Source organism: Rhodopseudomonas boonkerdii (assembly GCF_021184025.1).
In the GTDB taxonomy this organism is placed as follows: Bacteria; Pseudomonadota; Alphaproteobacteria; order Rhizobiales; family Xanthobacteraceae; genus Tardiphaga; species Tardiphaga boonkerdii.
Window position 1 is genome coordinate 2,062,273 of sequence record NZ_CP036537.1, and the last position, 18,887, is coordinate 2,081,159.

The 18,887-nt window shown below is 62.2% G+C and carries 16 protein-coding genes; 13 read left to right on the forward strand and 3 right to left on the reverse strand.

The genetic code is table 11. From position 1 onward, the window contains the following. Window positions 1-3: 3 nt before the first annotated feature. Entirely contained in the window at window positions 4-1,011 is a 1,008-nt protein-coding gene (locus E0H22_RS09590; protein WP_233025421.1) for an MraY family glycosyltransferase, read from the reverse strand. A gap of 218 nt (window positions 1,012-1,229) precedes the next feature. On the opposite strand from E0H22_RS09590, the gene E0H22_RS09595 reads away from it, so the two are divergent. Continuing rightward, entirely contained in the window at window positions 1,230-2,228 is a 999-nt protein-coding gene (locus E0H22_RS09595; protein ID WP_233025422.1) for an NAD-dependent epimerase, read from the forward strand. Window positions 2,229-2,260: 32 nt separating this feature from the next. Further along, entirely contained in the window at window positions 2,261-3,673 is a 1,413-nt protein-coding gene (locus E0H22_RS09600) for a mannose-1-phosphate guanylyltransferase/mannose-6-phosphate isomerase (RefSeq protein WP_233025423.1), read from the forward strand. 35 nt (window positions 3,674-3,708) lie between these two features. Here E0H22_RS09600 and E0H22_RS09605 read toward each other — a convergent pair whose 3' ends face one another. Beyond that, entirely contained in the window at window positions 3,709-3,900 is a 192-nt protein-coding gene (locus E0H22_RS09605) for a hypothetical protein (RefSeq protein WP_233026626.1), read from the reverse strand. A 192-nt stretch (window positions 3,901-4,092) separates the two neighbouring features. Here E0H22_RS09605 and E0H22_RS09610 point away from each other — a divergent pair, with 192 nt between their 5' ends. The 10 genes from E0H22_RS09610 (at window position 4,093) to E0H22_RS09655 (ending at window position 16,666) form a co-directional block, all read left to right on the forward strand. Then, complete coding sequence (locus tag E0H22_RS09610; RefSeq protein ID WP_233025424.1) at window positions 4,093-4,392, forward strand: hypothetical protein; 300 nt, start codon at window positions 4,093-4,095, stop codon at window positions 4,390-4,392. A gap of 77 nt (window positions 4,393-4,469) precedes the next feature. Further along, window positions 4,470-5,465, forward strand: a complete 996-nt coding sequence (galE, locus tag E0H22_RS09615; RefSeq protein WP_233025425.1) for a UDP-glucose 4-epimerase GalE — start codon at window positions 4,470-4,472, stop codon at window positions 5,463-5,465. 173 nt (window positions 5,466-5,638) lie between these two features. Beyond that, entirely contained in the window at window positions 5,639-6,652 is a 1,014-nt protein-coding gene (locus tag E0H22_RS09620; protein ID WP_233025426.1) for a Gfo/Idh/MocA family protein, read from the forward strand. A 72-nt stretch (window positions 6,653-6,724) separates the two neighbouring features. Beyond that, entirely contained in the window at window positions 6,725-7,864 is a 1,140-nt protein-coding gene (locus tag E0H22_RS09625; RefSeq protein WP_233025427.1) for a DegT/DnrJ/EryC1/StrS family aminotransferase, read from the forward strand. A gap of 180 nt (window positions 7,865-8,044) precedes the next feature. Then, window positions 8,045-9,577: a murein biosynthesis integral membrane protein MurJ gene (gene murJ, locus E0H22_RS09630; RefSeq protein WP_233025428.1), complete on the forward strand. Its 1,533-nt coding sequence runs from the start codon at window positions 8,045-8,047 to the stop codon at window positions 9,575-9,577. Window positions 9,578-9,756: 179 nt separating this feature from the next. Continuing rightward, window positions 9,757-12,084, forward strand: coding sequence for a xanthine dehydrogenase family protein molybdopterin-binding subunit (locus tag E0H22_RS09635; RefSeq protein ID WP_233025429.1), 2,328 nt, complete (start codon window positions 9,757-9,759; stop codon window positions 12,082-12,084). A gap of 100 nt (window positions 12,085-12,184) precedes the next feature. Further along, entirely contained in the window at window positions 12,185-12,631 is a 447-nt protein-coding gene (locus E0H22_RS09640) for a c-type cytochrome (protein WP_233025430.1), read from the forward strand. A gap of 176 nt (window positions 12,632-12,807) precedes the next feature. After that, window positions 12,808-13,743, forward strand: a complete 936-nt coding sequence (locus tag E0H22_RS09645; protein ID WP_233025431.1) for a c-type cytochrome — start codon at window positions 12,808-12,810, stop codon at window positions 13,741-13,743. Window positions 13,744-14,006: 263 nt separating this feature from the next. Continuing rightward, on the forward strand, window positions 14,007-14,975 hold the full coding sequence (locus E0H22_RS09650; protein ID WP_233025432.1) for a DMT family transporter: 969 nt from the start codon (window positions 14,007-14,009) through the stop codon (window positions 14,973-14,975). 260 nt (window positions 14,976-15,235) lie between these two features. Further along, a complete protein-coding gene (locus tag E0H22_RS09655; protein ID WP_233025433.1) occupies window positions 15,236-16,666 on the forward strand; it encodes an aldehyde dehydrogenase family protein in 1,431 nt (476 codons plus the stop codon). Between the two features lie 174 nt (window positions 16,667-16,840). Here E0H22_RS09655 and E0H22_RS09660 read toward each other — a convergent pair whose 3' ends face one another. Then, the gene (locus E0H22_RS09660; RefSeq protein WP_233026247.1) at window positions 16,841-17,800 is read right to left on the reverse strand and encodes an SMP-30/gluconolactonase/LRE family protein; all 960 of its coding nucleotides are present in this window, start codon (window positions 17,798-17,800) and stop codon (window positions 16,841-16,843) included. A gap of 147 nt (window positions 17,801-17,947) precedes the next feature. On the opposite strand from E0H22_RS09660, the gene E0H22_RS09665 reads away from it, so the two are divergent. Beyond that, entirely contained in the window at window positions 17,948-18,778 is an 831-nt protein-coding gene (locus tag E0H22_RS09665; RefSeq protein WP_233025434.1) for an NAD-dependent epimerase/dehydratase family protein, read from the forward strand. Window positions 18,779-18,887: the final 109 nt, after the last annotated feature.

An 18,887-nucleotide genomic window follows, 5' to 3' on the forward strand; every position in this document is an offset into this window, starting at 1 on the left:
GAACTAGGTGCGCGGTGTCGCAAACCGCCGCAGCAAGGCCGCTGTCGCACCGATGCCGACAATGAGCAACCCGATGCTGGCCGGTGCAGACTCGAGATAGATCGACAGTCCCGCCAGTGCGGCCAGAACGACGTTTAACGCAAGGATATTTCCTGACACCTCGATCACGGTAAAGCCGTTGTCGGTTGCCCGCTGGTAGAAATGCGAGCGGTGGGCGAGCCAGAACGGCTCGCTTCGCGCCATTCGTCGCAGCAGAGTCACGGTCGCATCGCAAAGATAGTACAGCGGCAGCAGCACGGCTGCTACGAGATGCCCAGCGAAAGCGAGCTGGAGCAGGCACCAGGCGAGCAGGAGACCGATGGGCAGGCTGCCGACATCGCCGAGAAACATCTTGGCGACCGGCCTGTTGAAGGGAGCAAAGCCCAGCATCGCGCCGCAAAGGGCGGCAGCCATCAGCGCAGCCGGGAGAGAGAGCGCGCCGGACAGGCCCATGAGAGCCAGGGTCGCTGTGACCGGGACGATTTCGGCAACGGTAATCCAGTCGAGACCGTCCATGAAATTGGTGAGGTTGACGAACCACAATCCGCCGATCAGCAGTGCCGCGCGTTCGAGCCATAGCGGCAGGACTGGCAGGATCTGCAGATCGGCCGGCAATGCCGAGAGCGTGGCAGCGACGCACAAAGCCTGCAGCGCGAAGCGCGGTGCGACGGGCAGCGGCCGCAAATCGTCCGCGGCTCCGACAACGGCTATGACGATTGTCGCTGCGAACAGCACCCAGAGCATCGCCGTAATGGCAGCGAACCAGGCGATCGCAACCCCTGCCACGAACAACGTCGCTGCAATCACGGCGATGCCGGCGCCCTGCGGCGTCGGTATCTTGTGGGAGGAACGGGCATTCGGCCGGGCCAGTGCGTAGCGGATCAGCAGCGGATGGATGGCCTGGATGCAAAGGCGCGCGAGAACGGCGGCGGCCAGCGCGGCGGACAAAACGATCAGTTCGGTTGACGACATCTGGATGACAGGGTGAGGGAGTTTTCTGAGGATTTTAGCGAGCTATGCACGGCCGCCTTCATAGCGGGTTTCTCGGGCATGGCCACGCCTTGCGGTCGCGGTTCTGACGCAATCGAATGCTGCGATGCCGAAAGGTTGCAGCATTTGTGGTCTCTTGGCTATGAGAATGCTGCACGAATGGCTGTGCAATGCGGCCTGATCCGAGCTCTGGGGACGCGATGTCTGAATCTTCCATCCTGGTTACCGGAGCCGCGGGCTTCATCGGCTTTCACGTCGCGCGCCAATTGCTGTCGGAAGGGCGCAGGGTGGTCGGCCTCGACAGCGTCAATGACTATTACGACCCCGCACTGAAGGAAGCTCGGTTGGCCCGGCTTGCGGGCGAACCGAACTTTACTTTTGTCAAAGCCAACCTGGCCGACCGGGCAGGTCTGCTGGCGCTGATGGCCGAGCACAAATTCCCTGTGGTGATTCATCTCGCTGCCCAGGCCGGCGTACGCTATTCCATTGACAATCCGCATGCCTATGCCGACGCCAATCTCGAAGGGTTTTTGAACATCCTCGAAGGTTGTCGCCACAATAGCTGCAAGCACCTGCTCTATGCTTCGTCATCCTCGGTCTATGGTGCGAACAAGAAGAAGCCGTTTTCGGTCAGCGACCGGGTCGACAATCCCATCAGCCTCTATGCTGCCACCAAGAAGGCGAACGAGCTGATGGCGCATTCCTATAGTCATCTTTACCGGCTTCCGACAACGGGCCTGCGCTTTTTCACGGTCTATGGCCCATGGGGGCGGCCGGATATGGCGATCTTTCTGTTCACCAAAGCGATCATCGACAAGCAGCCGATCAAACTGTTCAATCACGGTGACATGCGGCGTGATTTCACCTATGTCGATGATGTGGTCGGTGTGATCGGGCGGCTGATCGATCACGTACCTGCGGGTGGCACTGACGAGGCGCCCGCACGCATCTACAATGTCGGCAACCATAAGCCAGAACATCTCTTGCATGTCGTCGAGGTCCTTGAGAAGGAATTGGGGCTGGAGGCGGTCAAGACTATGCTGCCGATGCAGCCGGGGGACGTGCCAGAAACCTTTGCGGATGTTGACGACCTGATGCGCGATGTCGGCTTCAAGCCGGATACCAGCATCGAGGACGGTATCCGGCAGTTTGTGGCTTGGTATCGCGGCCATTACGGCAATCTCGGCGCAAGCCGGTAACGTGCCTGAACGACAAAGAGGTTATGCGAACGATGAGCAAGCGCATCATTCCCCTCATCATGTGTGGCGGAGCCGGCACGCGGTTGTGGCCGTCGTCGCGCGAGGGACGGCCGAAGCAGTTTCTGCCGTTATTCGGCCCGCGCTCAACGTTCCAGGACACGATTTTACGTATTGCCGATCCCGAGCTGTTTGATCGTCCTATCGTCATCACCAGCGAGGCCTATCGCTTCATGGTGCGTGAACAACTGGCCGAGATCGGCCGTGAAGCCGACATCCTGCTGGAGCCTGCGCGCCGCGACTCTGGTCCGGCCATTGCGGCCGGTGCTGCCTTTGCGCTGGCACGCGACCCAGATGCGGTGGTGCTCGCTTTGGCGGCGGATCATGTCGTGCGTGACGTGCCGGCTTTTGTTGCGGCTTGCCGAGCGGGACTGGTCGAGGCCGATAACGGCCACATCGTTACCTTCGGCGTCACGCCGGAGCGGCCGGCCGTGGAATACGGCTACATCTCACCGGGAGACGGACTCTCGGGTGAGGTGAAGCGCGTCGCTACATTCGTCGAGAAGCCCGATCTGCCGACGGCTACGCGCTATGTCGAAGCCGGTTATCTCTGGAACAGCGGCAATTTCATGTTTCGGGCGGCCACCCTGCTGGACGAGTATCGCACCGTCGATGCAGACAGCGTTGCTACAATCTCGCATGCTGTGGCGAAAGCCGGGCGCGACCTCGGTTTCTTCACTCTCGATGCTGACGCGTTCAAAAAGGCCCGGGCGATCTCCGTGGATTACGCGGTGATGGAGAAAACGGCGAAGGCCGCCGTCGTGCCTGTTTCCTGCGGTTGGTCCGACGTAGGGTCCTGGCTCGCGGTATGGGAGTTGTCCGATAAAGATGCCCAAGGCAATGCGGTGCAGGGCGTCGCGGTGTTCGAGGACGCGCGGAATTGCAACGTCGCCAGCGACGGGCCGGTCGTGGCGCTGGAAGGCGTGGACGATCTCGTCGTCGTCGCCACGCAAGATGCGGTGCTGGTGTCGCGGCAGAAGGACGCCAACAATCTGAAGCGCCTTGTGGCGAAGCTGAAGGTCGCGGCGCCGCACGTTACCGAGGACCATCTCAAGACACATCGTCCCTGGGGATCGGTGCAGGCGCTGGAGACCGGCGAGCGTTACCAGGTCAAGCGCCTCGTCGTGAAGGCCGGCGAGCGGATGTCGCTGCAGATGCATCACCATCGCTCCGAGCACTGGATCGTCGTCCGCGGCACCGCGAAGGTGACGCTGAACGACGAGGTGAAGGTGATGCAGGAAAACGAGTCGATCTACATTCCGATCGGCGTCACGCATCGGCTGGAAAATCCCGGCAAGATTTCGCTCGAGCTCATCGAAGTGCAGACCGGCAGTTATCTCGGCGAAGACGACATCGTCCGGATCGAGGACGATTACAAGCGAAGCTGAGCCGTAGCGTCAGGCGCCCGAGACGGGAAGATCGCTCAGCGATATTTGGCGAATTGCTTGTAGATCCATCGCCGTCCGTCACGCCGGCGCCAGACTTGCCCGCGCACAAGGCGGCCGGTGATCGACCGGCGCGGGATGAATACCGTCCACAGGTGCCAGATTGAGGCCTGTTCGGCGCTCGGTTTGAGCTTGAGCATGCGCAGATAATTTCGGCTGTCGGCGAACATCGTGGCCTCGGCGTGCAGATGTCCACAGTTGCGCGCAATACGGGGAATTGTTCAATTGCTTCGTGGATTTAACCTAACCAATCAAGGTTACCGGCGAGGCCTGCCGACCACATATTCTTAATTTAATGGATAACCGGCAGCGCGTCGCGTAAACATCCACGAATGTAATCTTTTATTGCCCGAGCCATTCCGGTGAAAGTTTTTACTCTCGAAATCGACGGACAGCCGATCATGGCTTTCGATGCTGATAGCATCGAGGAGGCACGCGGCATCTGCGCATTGCCCGAATTTCGCGCCGACCTCGGTGAGCTGAAACGGCACGGCAAGCCGCTGTTCGGCGATTTTGCGGTGTTTGCGGCGCGGGAGGCGACGGATGTCGAAATCGTCGCCTTCAATCATGCTCTGACGGGTGCGGGTCCATCGGATGGGCCGACCATGGCATTTCTCGTTCCGATCGACGGCATGGTCGTCACGATTGTTCAGCCCGGATAGAGTGCGACAGCCGATATCGCGGTCGCCTTTTTTCACATCACTTGCTCCGAGCGAGTGGGATACAGGACTTTCACACGATGGTATCGAGGCAAGCCGTTCTGGTCACTGGCGGCGCGGGCTATATCGGCGCGCATTGCTGCAAGGCCCTGCATGGAGCCGGCTATTTGCCGGTTTGCTACGACAATCTGTCTAGCGGCCATGAGGCCTTCGTCCAATGGGGACCGCTCGTCGTCGGCGATATCGGTGATAGCCGCAAGGTGGCGGAAACGATTGCCGCCCACGGTGTGATCGCCGTGATGCACTTTGCGGCTTTCAGCGCGGTCGGCGAGTCCGTCGTCGATCCGCAGAAATACTATCGGAACAATCTGGCCGGTACGCTCGGGCTGCTGCAGGCGATGCGCGAGACCGATGTGTCGAAGCTCGTCTTCTCCAGCACCGGCGCGGTTTACGGCCAAGCCGACAGCAAGCCGATCGCCGAGGCGGCGGCAGGCCGGCCGATCAATCCTTACGGCATGAGCAAGTGGATGATCGAACAGGTACTGGCGGATTATCGCCGTGCCTACGGGCTTCATTCGTTCAGCCTGCGTTACTTCAATGCCTGCGGCGATGATCCTGGCGGCGATATCGGCGAGTTGCGCGACCCGGAAACACATCTGATCCCGCGCGCCATGATGGCGCTGCAGGGGCATGTGGATTTTTCCGTGTTTGGCGACGATTACGCGACCCCCGACGGCACCGCGATCCGCGACTACATCCATGTCGCCGACCTTGCCGCCGCCCACATCCTCGCATTGAAACATTTGCTGGGCGGTCATGCGGGGGGCGCGTTCAACCTCGGGACCGGCAGTGGTTTCTCGGTGCTGCAAATTCTCAAGGCGATCGAGCAGGAGGCAGGTCGTGCTGTGCCCTACGTGATCCGCGAGCGCCGCGCCGGTGATCCTGAATTCCTGGTGGCCGATCCGTCGGCGGCCTTCGATGTACTTGGCTTCCGCCCTGTGTCATCGGATCTTGCCACCATCGTGCGTACCGCTTGGGCGTGGCATCGCAAGGCGCATCCGGCCAGGGACGGTTAGCCGAGAACGCGATTGTAAAATAAGGCGAACAGGCCGGTCTGCGGACCAATTCATCTGTAATTCTCTGACTTAAAACGTGTTTGAAACTCCTTTTTGCTGCATCGCCACATTTGTGGCGTCATGTTAGGACACCGGCACACGCTGGGATGGGCGTGATTTGGTGGGATTAGAGGATGGTTTCGAGCGGTTCCAAAGCAGTTGGCGGCGATCAGGCGCGCGTGTTGCGTGTCGGCGTGATCGGCGCCGGCATCATGGGGACGAATCACGGTCGCGTGTTGGCCGGACTGCCCGGTGTCGAGATGGTCGGCATTGTCGACCCCTTGGCTGAGCATCGGACCCGAGCGGAGAACCACATCGGCTGCAAAACATTTGCGGATCTCGATGCGTTGTTTGCGGTTGGCGTCGATGCCGTGAGTATTGCCGCGCCCACGCATCTGCATCACGAGATCGCGCTCGCTTGCATCGCCAGAGGCATTCATGTCCTCGTCGAGAAGCCGGTGGCTTCGACGGTGGAAGAGGGGCGCGAGATCGTCGCCGCCGCAAACAAGGCCGGCGTCACCCTGATGGTCGGTCACGTGGAGCGCTTCAATCCCGCTGTGGCTGCCGTCAAGAAGGCCATCGCCGGTGAGGACATTCTCTCGATCGGTATCACCCGTGTCGGCCCGTTCCCGCCGCGTATGTCCAATGTCGGTGTTGTCATTGATCTTGCGGTGCATGACATTGATCTGATCCGCTGGTTCACCGAAAGCGACATCGTCGATGTGCAGCCGCAGCTTGCCTCGGCCGTGGCCGAGCGCGAGGACATCGCGCTGCTCCAGTTCCGCACCGCCTCGGGCGTGCTCGCGCACATCAACACCAACTGGCTGACGCCGTTCAAGGCGCGCACCGTGACCGTGGCGACGCGCGGCAAATATGTGATGGGCGATCTGCTCACCCGTCAGGTCACCGAATGCTTCGGTTTCAAGACGGACGGCAGCTATTCCATGCGCCACTTGCCGGTCGGCCAGGACGAGCCGCTGCGCGCCGAGCTCAATGCCTTCCTCGATGCCGTGCGCACGGGTGGCGTGCCGGCCGTGACGGGCGAGGAGGGCGTCGCCTCGCTCGAAATCGCGATCCAGTGCCTGGAGGCGCCCAAGACCCAGGCCGCCACCGCGCCGCGCGCGGCAGCACGTAAGGTCGCTGGCTAGTTCGGCATCCCGTCTCTCCGGCGCCCTCTCGGCGCCGGCTTCGATTCAACAGCTCCTCTTTTAGGCCCTGCAATGAACCAGCACACTCCTGTTCCGTTCATCGATCTCAATGCCCAGCGTCGGCGTCTGGGTTCGTCGGTCGACGAAGCCGTCACCCGCGTGCTCGATCACTGCCAGTTCATCAATGGCCCGGAGGTGACCAAGCTCGAGGCCGAGCTCGCAAAATATTGCGGCGCTCGGCATGTAATCAGCTGTGCCAGCGGCACCGATGCGCTGGTGATGGTGCTGATGGCCAAGCAGATCGGTCCCGGCGATGCCGTGCTGTGCCCGTCCTTCACTTTCTGCGCGACGGGTGAGGCTGTGGCGCTGGTCGGCGCATCGCCTGTCTTTGTCGATGTCGATGAGGTGACGTTCAATATCAGCGTGGAGTCGGTCAAGCGCGGCATCGCTGCTGCGAAGAAGGCCGGTCTCAAGCCGAAAGCGATCATTCCAGTCGATCTGTTCGGTCAGCCCGCCGATCTCGACGCCGTGGGGGCAATTGCCGACGCCGAGGGCATGTTCGTGCTCGAGGACGGCGCGCAGGCCTTCGGCGCCACCTATAAGGGCAAGCGTATCGGCACCTCGGCACTCGCGACCACCACCAGCTTCTTCCCGGCCAAGCCGCTCGGCTGCTTCGGCGATGGCGGCGCGATCTTCACCGATGACGATCAGCTTGCCGAGACCCTGCGCAGCATCCGTATCCACGGTCAGGGCTCCGACAAATACGACAATGTTCGTCTCGGCATCACCGGTCGCCTCGACACCATTCAGGCCGCGGTGCTGCTCGAGAAGCTGAAGATTTTCGACGACGAGATCGCCGCCCGCAACAAGGTCGCCGATCGCTACGCCCGCAGTCTCGGTAACGTCGTGACGGTGCCGCGGGTGGCCGACGGCAATACATCGATCTGGGCCTGCTACACCATTCGCCTGCCCAAGGGGACGGATCGCGATGCCTTTACCAATGCGCTGAAGGCGCAGGGCGTGCCGACGGCGATCTATTACGCGAAGTCGATGCATATGCAGACGGCGTACAAGGACTATCCGGTGGTCGATGGCGGCCTGCCGGTGTCCGAGGCGTTGTCTGCCGATGTCATCAGCCTGCCGGTGCACGCCTATCTCGACGAGGCTACCCAGGAACGCGTCATTCAGGCCGTGCGCGACGCGCTGGCGTAAGGCTTTTGGCAGCCGCCACCCCCATCGATTGTCATTGCCGGCCCTGGCGCGCAATTGCGTGCTTGGAGCGGGCGATCCAGTATGCGGCATCGCTCGTGTGACACACCGCTACCTGTGTATACTGGGTCACCCGGTCAAGCCGGGTGACGACAACGGAGACGGGATCACTACAATCAACGCATGCTCGCACGCATTTTCACCGTCGGCGGATATACGCTGCTTTCGCGGATCACCGGGTTCGCGCGCGATATCATGCTCGCAGCGATTCTCGGTGCCGGCCCCGTGGCGGATGCGTTCTTCGTCGCACTACGGTTGCCCAATCATTTCCGAGCCATCTTCGCCGAGGGCGCCTTCAACGCCGCGTTCGTGCCGGCCTATGCGCATGTAAGCGGGAAGGGCGGCCAGGACGCCGCGCATCTGTTCGCCGATCGCATTTTTACGCTGCTGTTCGCCTCGCAGGTGGTGCTGCTGGTGCTTGCCATCGTGTTCATGCCGCAAGCCATGAGCATTCTCGCGCCGGGCTTCACCGACGATCCCGCCCAGCGCGCCCTGGCGATCGAGCTGACACGCATCACCTTTCCCTATCTCCTTCTGATCACGCTGGTGACGCTCTATGGCGGCATGCTCAATGTGATGCAGCGCTTCGCCAGCGCTGCGGCAGCATCGATTTTCCTCAACATCTCGATGATGGCGACGCTTGCGCTCGCGGCATTCTTCCCGAGTGCCGGCCATGCCGCAGCCTGGGGCGTCCTGATCTCCGGCGTGCTGCAATATCTCCTGCTCGCCGGCGACCTGCAGCGCCATGGCGGCCTGCCGCGCTTTGCCCCGCTGCGGCTGGACGAGGACATCCGCGGCTTCTTCCGCGCGCTCGGCCCGGCCACGCTCGGCTCCATGGGCACGCAGGTCGCGCTGTTCGCCGACACCATCATCGCGACCTTCCTGCCGGTCGGCGCGCTGTCGGCGCTGTATTACGCCGATCGCCTCAACCAGCTTCCCATCGGCGTCATCGGCATCGCCATCGGCACTGTGTTGTTGCCGGAAATGTCGCGGCGGATGGCGGCGAACGACCATCTCGGCGCCATGGGCGCGCAGCGCCGCGCTTTCCTGTTCACGCTGCTGTTTTCGCTGCCCTTCGTGGCTGCCTTTCTGGTCGTGCCCGATGTCATCATGCGTGCGATGTTCGCCCGCGGCGCCTTCAGCAAAGCCGATGCGGCAGTGGCAGCGGCGACACTCGCTGCGTACGCCATCGCATTGATTCCCTTTGTGATGATCCGCAGTGCCGTGGCGACATTTAACGCCCGCAAGGATACGACCACGCCGATGATCGCCGCACTCACCGGCATCGCCGTCAACGTCGTGCTGAAGATCATGCTCATGGGCTCGCTTGCACAGATCGGCCTTGCGCTCGGCACGGCGGCGGGCGCGTGGATCAATCTGCTGCTGGTGATTTTCTTCGCCATGCGCGCCGGTTATCTGGAATTCGACCGCGCGTTCCTGATCGCGCTTGGCAAGTTCGTTGTTGCGGGCCTTGTTCTGGCTGCGACATTGTGGGGCATTGCGCAACTGGCAGCGAAGCAATTCGCTGATGTTGTCACGCTCCGCGACGAAGCGACGCTGGGCGCCCTTATTGTCGTGACGTTTGTCGTCTACGGCATCTCGATCCTCGCGTTGTTCGGCAAGGGCTGGCTGCGCGATCTGGTACGGGCGAAATAAGCTCAGCCGTAGGGCGGATTCGCACAGCGTCATCCGCCGTTCTTCGCCACACGTCTTCGGCCCGTGGATTGCGGCTTCGTCTGATCCGTCCTACGATACTGTGATCGCCATGCTGCGCCGCCCACTTGCCGCTCTCCGACGGCTGTGTAGACTGTTTCTAAATTGCAGTCGGAGGACCCATGGCTTCTATCAAGGCGGATTCTATCAAGGCGGCTCCCATCAAGTTCGGCGTCGGACAGAGCGTCCTGCGCAAGGAAGATGACGCCCTGATCCGCGGCCGTGGCCGTTATACCGACGATCATGCTCCCTCGACGCTCCACGCTCTCGTGTTGCGCTCGCCTCATGCCCACGCCACTTTCACCATCGATGCGAGCGCAGCCCATGCCATGCCGGGTGTTGCTGCGATCCTGACTGCCGAAGACACCAAGGATCTCGGCGGGCTGCCCTGTCTGTTCAACCTTGAGGACAATCCGTTCACCGGTCCGGAATATCCCATCCTGACCGCCCGGGAAGTACGCCATGTCGGCGATGCCGTCGCTTTCATCGTCGCCGAGACGGTCGAGCAGGCGCGCGACGCCATCGAAGCGATCGCGGTGGAGTGGAAGACTCTCCCGTCGGTGAACGGTGTCGTGAATGCGGTTGCCAAGGGCGCACCGCAGGTATGGGAGAAGCATGCCGGCAACGTCCTGTTTGACGTCCCCATCGGCGACAAGAAGAAGGTGGATGAGATCTTCGCCAAGGCGCCTGTGACGGCCGAAGTGAAGATCGTGAATCCGCGCGTGGTCATCAACTATATGGAGACCCGCGCGGCGATCTGCGAATACGACGCCAAGCGCGATCACATGACGCTGACCATCGGCAGCCAGGGCAGTCATCGTTTGCGTGACATCCTCTGCGACAACGTCCTGAAGATGCCGAAGGACAAGATGCGCGTGATCTGCCCCGATGTCGGCGGCGGTTTCGGTACGAGGCTGTTTCCCTATCGCGAATATGCGCTGGTGGCGTTTGCCGCCAAGAAGCTCGGCAAGAACGTCAAATGGGCCGCCGATCGCACCGACCACTTCCTCGGCGATGCGCAGGGCCGCGACAACGTCACTCACGCCCGCATGGCGCTGAGCGAGGACGGCAAGTTTCTCGCCATGGATGTCGACCTGATGGCCGATATGGGGGCCTATCTCTCGACCTTTGGTCCCTATATCCCGCACGGCGGCGCCGGCATGCTGCCGGGCCTCTACGACATCCAGGCATTCCATTGCCGCGTCCGCACCATCTTCACCAATTCGGTGCCGGTGGATGCCTATCGCGGCGCCGGCCGCCCCGAAGCGGCCTATGTCGTCGAGCGTCTTGTCGATCAGTGCGCGCGCAAGCTCGGCATGTCGCCCGATGCCATCCGCCGCAAGAATTTCATTCCGCCGAAGGCGATGCCTTATACGACGGCAACCGGCAAGGTTTACGACAGCGGCGATTTCACCGCGCATATGAAGCGCGCGATGGATGTGGCGGCTTGGAAGGAGTTTCCGAAGCGCGCCAAGGCTGCCAGGAAGGAAGGACTCGTTCGTGGCATCGGCATGGCGACTTATGTGGAAGTCTGCGGCACCATGGGCGAGGAGACCGCCAATGTCGCGGTTGGTGCCGATGGCGACATCACCATCCTGATCGGCACGCAATCGACCGGGCAGGGCCATCACACCGCTTATGCGCAGATCGTTGCGGAACAGTTCGGCGTCGCGCCGGAGCGGGTGCATATCATCCAGGGAGATACCGCGAAGGTGGCGACCGGTCTCGGCACCGGCGGCTCGGCCTCGATCCCGTCCGGCGGCGTCAGCGTTCAGCGCGCGACGAGGCAGCTGGGCATCAAATTGAAAGAGCTGGCTGCGGACGTGCTGGAAACGAGCACGGCCGATCTCGAGATCGATGGCGGGGTCGTGCGCATTGCCGGTACCGATCGCTCAGTATCCTTCGCCGATCTCGCGCGGAAGACCGATCCGTCTAAGCTGAATGCGAGCGAGACGTTCAGCAGTGCCGACGGCACATTCCCCAACGGCACCCATTTGGTGGAAGTCGAAATCGATCCATCCACCGGCAAGATCCGAATCGTCAATTACGTCATTGTCGATGATTTCGGCGTCACGCTGAATCCGCTGCTGCTGGCGGGCCAGGTCCATGGCGGCACCATGCAGGGCATTGGTCAGGCGTTGATGGAGCGGGCGGTCTACGATCCCCATGACGGCCAGCTCGTCACCGGCACGTTCATGGACTACGCGCTGCCCCGCGCGGCGGATGGCGCCACGTTCTCGTTCGAGACGCACAACATTCCGTGCACGACCAATCCGATGGGCGTGAAGGGAGCAGGCGAGGCCGGGGCCATCGGTTCCTGTCCGGCGATCATGAACGCGATCATCGAAGGCCTGCATCGCGAATACAAGATCGAGCATATCGATATGCCAGCCACCCCCGAGCGGGTCTGGATGGCGATCCGCGAGCAGGAGCGGCTTCACACCCTCTGACAGACTGTCGCATCGCCGCGCCGGAATAGCCGGTGTCAGGCGGGGTTCACACGAATATTGCACATTACCCTTGGTCGAATTCCAAAGAAGGAAGGTCTTGATGAAATACGTATTTCTCGTCGCCAGCGCCCTTGTGCTCGGGGCCGGCGCCGTCTCGGCTCAGCAGGATATCGTCAAGGACCGTCAGACTCAGATGAAGGCCACCGGCCGCGCGCTTGGCGGCACGCTCAGCGCCATCGCAAAGGGCGACAAGCCCTATGACCAGGCCGCCGTCGATGCCGCCTTCGCGACCCTGACCGAGACCGCCACCAAGCTCCCGGCGCTGTTTCCGGACAGCACCAAGGGCCTGAAGGAAGGCAACGAATATTCCGCCTCGCCAAAGGTGTGGGACGACAAGGCGGGCTTCGCCGCGCATATCGCGGACTTCAGCAAGGCCGTTGCGGATACGAAGGCCAAGGTGAAGGATCTCGACAGCCTCAAGGCCAATGTCGGCGCCATCGGCAAGCAGTGCGGCAGCTGCCATGAGAATTATCGGCTGAAGAGCTGAGCAAAGCTCTGCCTTCATCCTGAGGAGCGGCCATCGGCCGCGTCTCCCAGCGAATGGCGTCGCCATTCGCTGGGGATGGTCGCCTAAGCGATACATGGTTCGAGACGGCGTTCTCACGCGAGAACGCCTCCTCACCATGAGGGCGGAGTTTCAGCGCAGTGGTTTTATCTTCCAGAATGACAGGCCTCCGCGTGCTGAAGCGCTTCCTCATCCTTTTTGCCTTTTTCTTTGCCGTCGGCCTCGGCGCCTATTGGTGGCTGACGATTCCGGCCACGGTCGCAGCCAGCACGCTGCCGGCGCACACGCCCGATGTCGCCAATGGCAAGCTGGTGTTCAACGCCGGCGGCTGTGCGTCATGTCATGCGACGCCCAAGCAGGATGACAAGCTGAGGCTTGGCGGTGGTCTGCCGCTGACATCGCCGTTCGGCACCTTCTACGCGCCGAACATCTCGCCAGATCCGACTGCCGGCATCGGCCGCTGGAGCGACGCGGATTTCGTCACGGCGCTGTTGAAGGGGACGTCGCCGAAGGGCGAGCATTACTTCCCGGCTTTCCCCTACACCTCGTATCAGAAGATGACCTCAGGCGATGCGCGCGACTTGTTCGCCTATATCAAGACGCTGCCGCAGGTCGCGGGCAAGGCGCCGGATCATGACGTCGGCTTTCCGTTCGACCTTCGCCGCAATCTCGGCGTCTGGAAGTGGCTGTTCCTCGACGGCAAGCCGTTCGTCGCCGACAGTTCGAAATCGCCGCAATGGAATCGCGGCGCCTATCTCGTGAACGCGCTCGGTCACTGTGCCGAGTGTCACAGTCCGCGTAATGTTCTCGGCGGCCTCGAGGAGAAACAGCGCTTCGCCGGCGGTCCCAATCCCGAAGGGCAGGGCTGGGTGCCCAACATCACCCAGAGAGGCCTCAAGGACTGGAGCGAAAAGGACATCGCCTATTTCCTGAAGACGGGCGAGACGCCGGAGGGCGACACGGCGGGCGGTTCCATGGCCCCGGTCATCCGCAACACCACGCAGCTCGACGACGACGACCGGGCCGCCATGGCGATCTATCTGAAGTCGCTGCCGGCGGTGGAGGGGCCGCCCAAGCCGGCCAGGAAGGGGTAGGGCAGCGTCCACCCGTCCGCTCGGTTGTCATCCCCGCGAAAGCGGGGATCCAGTAGACACCGCTCTTTCGTTTTGATCGCCAACGCCAGCGTGTACTGGACCACCCGCTTTCGCGGGCGGTGACAGGGATCAGCTTCGCCCTCCCACGCATGGACACCCGCCAAGCCATGTCCCCGTGGTGGTTTTCGTGCGCCGACTCACGTGTTTGTGTGATGCGGCACCTCGCAAACAGCGATTCTTGGAATTTTGATCTCCCGCGCCTCATGAACATCTTCAAAGCCGTGTCGCTGAAAATTGCCAGCACCATGGCCTTTGCCATTATGGGCGCGCAGGGGCGCTATCTCGGCACTGCCATCCCGCTCGGCGAGATTGTGTTCTGCCGTGGCCTGTTTGCGCTGATCCCGATCCTGCTGTTTTTCGGCTGGCGCGGGCAGCTCGGCGATGCCGCCCGCACCACGCGGTTCTCCGCCCATCTGGTCCGCGGCTCGTTCAGCGTCATCGGCACCTTCTGCACATTCGGCGCGCTGGCACGGCTGCCGATTGCCGACGTCACCGCCATCGCCTTCATCGCACCGTTGATCACCGTGGTCTTCGCGGCGATCTTTCTCAAGGAAAAGGTCTACGTCTATCGCTGGTCGGCGGTGGTGGTCGGTTTCTCCGGCGTCATCCTCATGCTGTCGCCGTATTTCCAGAACCACGCCGCGATCACCGGTTCGATGATGGTCGGTCTCGGCCTCGCGTTGCTCAACGCGTTTACCTCTGGCGGCGCCACCATCCAGATCCGGCGGCTCACCGCGACGGAATCCTCGTCCGCCATCGTGATCATCATGACCTTGATCGTGATGGCCGCGTCGCTGCTGACGGCGCCATTCGGCTGGGTCTGGCCATCGCATTTCGAGCTGGCGCTGCTGGTCGGCATCGGCGTTTGTGGGGGCCTCGGACAGATGCTGTTCACCGAAAGCTATCGCTATGCGCCGGCGTCCTTTCTCGCGCCGTTCGACTACACGGCGATGCTGTGGGCCTTCCTGCTCGGCTACTGGATGTTCGGCGAAGTGCCGACAACCTATGTCGTCTTCGGTGCCGTGATCGTCGCAGGTGCCGGCATCTTCGTCATCCTGCGCGAGCGCTATCTCGGCCTCAAGCGCCTGCGCGACACGCCGATGTCGCCGATCTCCACCATGGCGGATGACGAAGTCGATCCCGACGCGCCGGTGACCTTGCGCGTGAAATGACCAACTGTGATTGCTGCGCTGCACACTTTGTTCAGCTGCGGCATTTTTGAATTTGGAACATGCACAATGTGGCAGGTCTTGCTCCAGCCATGGGACTGCACTTAAATGCTGGCCGTCGTATCCACGCGACATCCCGTGCATGGCGGGTTCATCAGGCGGAATGATCGCGCAAGGATGCTTGCCGCGCAGGCCGTTGTCCCACACGAGCCGTCATCACTGGCGTTCAACAAAAGACGCTCCCGAACTCAAAGAGGTTACCAATGGTCAACCGCATGCAATTCTACATTGACGGCGCCTGGGTCGATCCCGTCGTCAAGAAATCGACGCCTGTCGTCAATCCGGCGACCGAAGAAGCGATGTATGAAGTTGCCCTCGGCTCCAAGGCCGATGTGGACAAGGCCGTTGCCGCCGCCAAGCGGGCCTTCGAGACTTTCTCGCAGACCACCCGTGAGGAGCGCGTCGCGCTGCTCGAGAAGATCATCGAGGCCTACAAGGCCCGCATGAAGGATATCGGCGCAGCCGTGTCCGACGAGATGGGCGCCCCGCTGCCGATGGCCGAGCGCCTTCAGGCCGGTGCCGGTCTCGGCCACCTGACCGCGACGCTCGACGTCCTCAAGACCTATCCGTTCGACGAGAAGCACAACCAGGCCGTCATCACCAAGGAGCCGATCGGCGTCGTCGGTATGATCACGCCGTGGAATTGGCCGCTCAACCAGATCGCCTGCAAGGTTGCGCCCGCCATCGCAGCCGGCTGCACCATGATTCTGAAGCCGTCGGAATTCACCCCGACCTCGGCTCTCATCTTTGCTGAAGTCCTGCACGAGGCCGGCGTGCCGAAGGGCGTGTTCAACCTCGTGAATGGCCTCGGTCCTGAGGTTGGTGTCGCCATGAGCGAGCATCCGGATATCGACATGGTGTCGTTCACTGGCTCGACCCGCGCCGGCATCGACGTCGCCAAGCGCGCCGCCAACACCGTCAAGCGCGTCAGCCAGGAACTCGGGGGCAAGTCGCCGAACGTGATTCTGGAAGGCGCGGACTATGTGAAGGCGGTCACCGGCGGCGTCGCGCACATGTTCAACAACTCCGGACAGTCGTGTAACGCGCCGTCGCGCATGATCGTGCCGCAAGGCGCGATGAAGGAAATCGCGGCCATCGCGAAGGCCCAGGCCGACAAGACCAAGGCCGGCGATCCGCGTGCCGACGGCACCGTGATCGGCCCGGTGGTCAATCGCGGCCAGTGGGACAAGATCCAGGGTCTGATCCAGAAGGGCATCGACGAAGGCGCGACGCTGGTTGCCGGCGGCCCCGGCCTGCCGGAAGGCGTCAACAAGGGCTTCTATGTCCGCCCGACGATCTTCGCCGATGTCACCGAGAACATGACCATTGCCCGCGAGGAAATCTTCGGGCCGGTGCTCGTGATCATGGGCGCCAAGGACGAAGCCGACGCGCTCCGCATTGCCAATGACACACCGTATGGCCTCGCTGGCTATGTCTCGGCCGACACCATCGAGTCCGCCCGCAAGTTCGGTCGCCGCATCCGCGCCGGCAATGTCAATCTGCAGGGCGCACCGAACGACCGCACCGCGCCGTTCGGCGGTTACAAGCAGTCCGGCAACGGCCGTGAATGGGGCAAGGCCGGCCTCGAGGATTTCCTCGAGATCAAGGCCATCGCAGGCTACGACGCGGCGTAAGACCGCGTCTCGAAGCGTCATGCTTCGTGACTGAAAACGCCGGAGCGAAAGCTCCGGCGTTTTTGTTTGCTGCAGCCGTAGGGCGGATCAGCCGAAGGCGTAATCCGCCGCGGAGTTTCAGCGATGACCTCGGCCGGCGGATTACGCTGCGCTCATCCGCCCTACGATGTGGAACTAGCCGCCCGGCGCCCCCTGCGTGTTCACATACACCGCATAGATCGACTGGCTCGCCGCCATGAACAGCCGGTTACGTTTCCTTCCGCCGAAACACACATTCGCGCAGCGCTCCGGCAGCGCGATCCGCCCGATCGGCGTGCCGTCCGGCGCGAACACCATCACGCCGTCGAGTTCAGGCGTTCCCATGCCCCAACCGCACCACAGATTGCCGTCGACATCGCAGCGCATGCCGTCCGGCGTGCCTGGGCCGGCATCGATAGCGATGCGCTTGTTTCTAAGCGTTTTGCCATCGGGCGCGACATCGTAAGCGAGGATTTTGCGTGTCGGCACGCCGCGCGACTCCACGATGTAGAGGATCGTCTCGTCCGGCGAAAAGCACAATCCGTTCGGGGCAAGGATGTCGTCGGCGACGATGCTCGGCTGCAGCGTTTCGCCGTCAATGCGATAGACGTTCATGCCGATCTCGGACGGTGCCTTGTTGCCTTCGTAATCGCTCAGGATGCCAAAGGCGGGATCCGTGAACCAGATCGAGCCGTCCGATTTCACCACCACATCATTCGGCGAATTCAGGCGCTTGCCCTCGAAGTTGTCCATCAGCACGGTGATGCTGCCGTCATATTCGGTGCGGATCAGGCGGCGGCCATGCTCGCAGGTGATCAGCCGGCCCTGCTGGTCGCGCGTGTTGCCGTTGGCGTAGTTCGACGGCCTGCGGAAATCGCTGACCGCACCGGTCTCTTCGTCCCAGCGAATGATGCGGTTGTTGGGAATGTCGGAGCAGAGCAGATAGCGGCCATCGCCGAACCAGACCGGACCTTCCGCCCAGCGCAGGCCGGTGGCGATACGTTCGACGGCGCCGAGCTTGATCCAGTATTTCTCGAAGCGGGGATCGAGGGCGGTGATGGCGGGGTCTGGATAGGAGGTTGCCGGCTGCCAGCCGCGCGATGACGTATCGGACATTGGCGTCTCGTTCACTGTCGTTTCCTCGGATGCGTTTGCTAGCATCGGCAGGGATGGGCGGCAAGCAATGCCGGTCGCGCTGCCTTGCTGAGACGCCGACGCTGCGTCATACTTGTCTGACAACTGACAACATCATGAGGGACGGGAATGCCAAGGATCTTGATGACGGGCGCATCGGGTGGCATCGGCACGCGTTTGCGCGAACTCCTGCCGCCGATCTATCCGGATCTCGTCCTCAGCGATCTCGCAACGCCGCCGAGCCTGAAGTCGGACGAGATGTTCAAACAGGCCGACCTCGCCGATCTCGCTGCCGTTGAGGCCATTTGCGAGGGTGTCGATGGCATCCTGCATTTCGGCGGTTTCTCGGTGGAGGGGCCGTGGGACACCATCCTGCAGGCCAATATTGTCGGCTGCTACAATCTGTTCGAAGCGGCACGAAGGAAGGGCGTCAGGCGCATCGTGTTCGCGTCGTCGAACCATGCCGTCGGTTTCTATCCGCGCTACAGCAAGATCCCGCCGGACGTCACAGCGCGGCCGGACAGTCGCTATGGCGTCAGCAAGGTATTTGGCGAGGCGCTCGGCGCGCTCTATGCCGACAAGCACGGCCTCTCGGTGACATGCCTGCGCATCGGTAATTTCGGCGACGTTCCGCTCGACAAACGCCGCCTCTCGATCTGGCTGAAGCCGGAGGATCTGGTTCAGCTCTGCCGTATCGGGCTCGAGCATCCCGGTATCCATTTCGAGGTGTTGTACGGCGCCTCCTATAACGAGCGCGCCTGGTGGGACAACACGCGCGCTTATGAGCTCGGCTATCGCCCGACCGGACGCGGCGAGGATCATCGCGCGCACGCGATGGCGGAGCAGGCCAAGCTGAAGCCCGATCCGGTCGGCGATTTCTATCAGGGCGGTGCCTTTTGCAGCGCCGAGTTTTCGGGAGATTTCAGCAAGATCTGGGCGCCGAGATCGTCGGATGAGTAGAGCGGAAGCATGATGGCGCCGGAGCGAAACCCATCGGCCGAGCTTGCCACATCGGACGAAATGATGGGTTTCGTTGCACTCCACCCATCCTATAGCTCCGTGCCCCGCA

Excerpts from the sequence above, each read along its gene's own strand:
- E0H22_RS09590 (WP_233025421.1), bottom strand. The coding sequence starts at position 1,011 with ATGTCGTCAACCGAACTGATCGTTTTGTCCGCCGCGCTGGCCGCCGCC.
- E0H22_RS09595 (WP_233025422.1), top strand. The coding sequence starts at position 1,230 with ATGTCTGAATCTTCCATCCTGGTTACCGGAGCCGCGGGCTTCATCGGC.
- E0H22_RS09600 (WP_233025423.1), top strand. The coding sequence starts at position 2,261 with ATGAGCAAGCGCATCATTCCCCTCATCATGTGTGGCGGAGCCGGCACG.
- E0H22_RS09605 (WP_233026626.1), bottom strand. The coding sequence starts at position 3,900 with ATGTTCGCCGACAGCCGAAATTATCTGCGCATGCTCAAGCTCAAACCG.
- galE (WP_233025425.1), top strand. The coding sequence starts at position 4,470 with ATGGTATCGAGGCAAGCCGTTCTGGTCACTGGCGGCGCGGGCTATATC.
- E0H22_RS09620 (WP_233025426.1), top strand. The coding sequence starts at position 5,639 with ATGGTTTCGAGCGGTTCCAAAGCAGTTGGCGGCGATCAGGCGCGCGTG.
- E0H22_RS09625 (WP_233025427.1), top strand. The coding sequence starts at position 6,725 with ATGAACCAGCACACTCCTGTTCCGTTCATCGATCTCAATGCCCAGCGT.
- murJ (WP_233025428.1), top strand. The coding sequence starts at position 8,045 with ATGCTCGCACGCATTTTCACCGTCGGCGGATATACGCTGCTTTCGCGG.
- E0H22_RS09635 (WP_233025429.1), top strand. The coding sequence starts at position 9,757 with ATGGCTTCTATCAAGGCGGATTCTATCAAGGCGGCTCCCATCAAGTTC.
- E0H22_RS09640 (WP_233025430.1), top strand. The coding sequence starts at position 12,185 with ATGAAATACGTATTTCTCGTCGCCAGCGCCCTTGTGCTCGGGGCCGGC.
- E0H22_RS09645 (WP_233025431.1), top strand. The coding sequence starts at position 12,808 with ATGACAGGCCTCCGCGTGCTGAAGCGCTTCCTCATCCTTTTTGCCTTT.
- E0H22_RS09650 (WP_233025432.1), top strand. The coding sequence starts at position 14,007 with ATGAACATCTTCAAAGCCGTGTCGCTGAAAATTGCCAGCACCATGGCC.
- E0H22_RS09655 (WP_233025433.1), top strand. The coding sequence starts at position 15,236 with ATGGTCAACCGCATGCAATTCTACATTGACGGCGCCTGGGTCGATCCC.
- E0H22_RS09660 (WP_233026247.1), bottom strand. The coding sequence starts at position 17,800 with ATGTCCGATACGTCATCGCGCGGCTGGCAGCCGGCAACCTCCTATCCA.
- E0H22_RS09665 (WP_233025434.1), top strand. The coding sequence starts at position 17,948 with ATGCCAAGGATCTTGATGACGGGCGCATCGGGTGGCATCGGCACGCGT.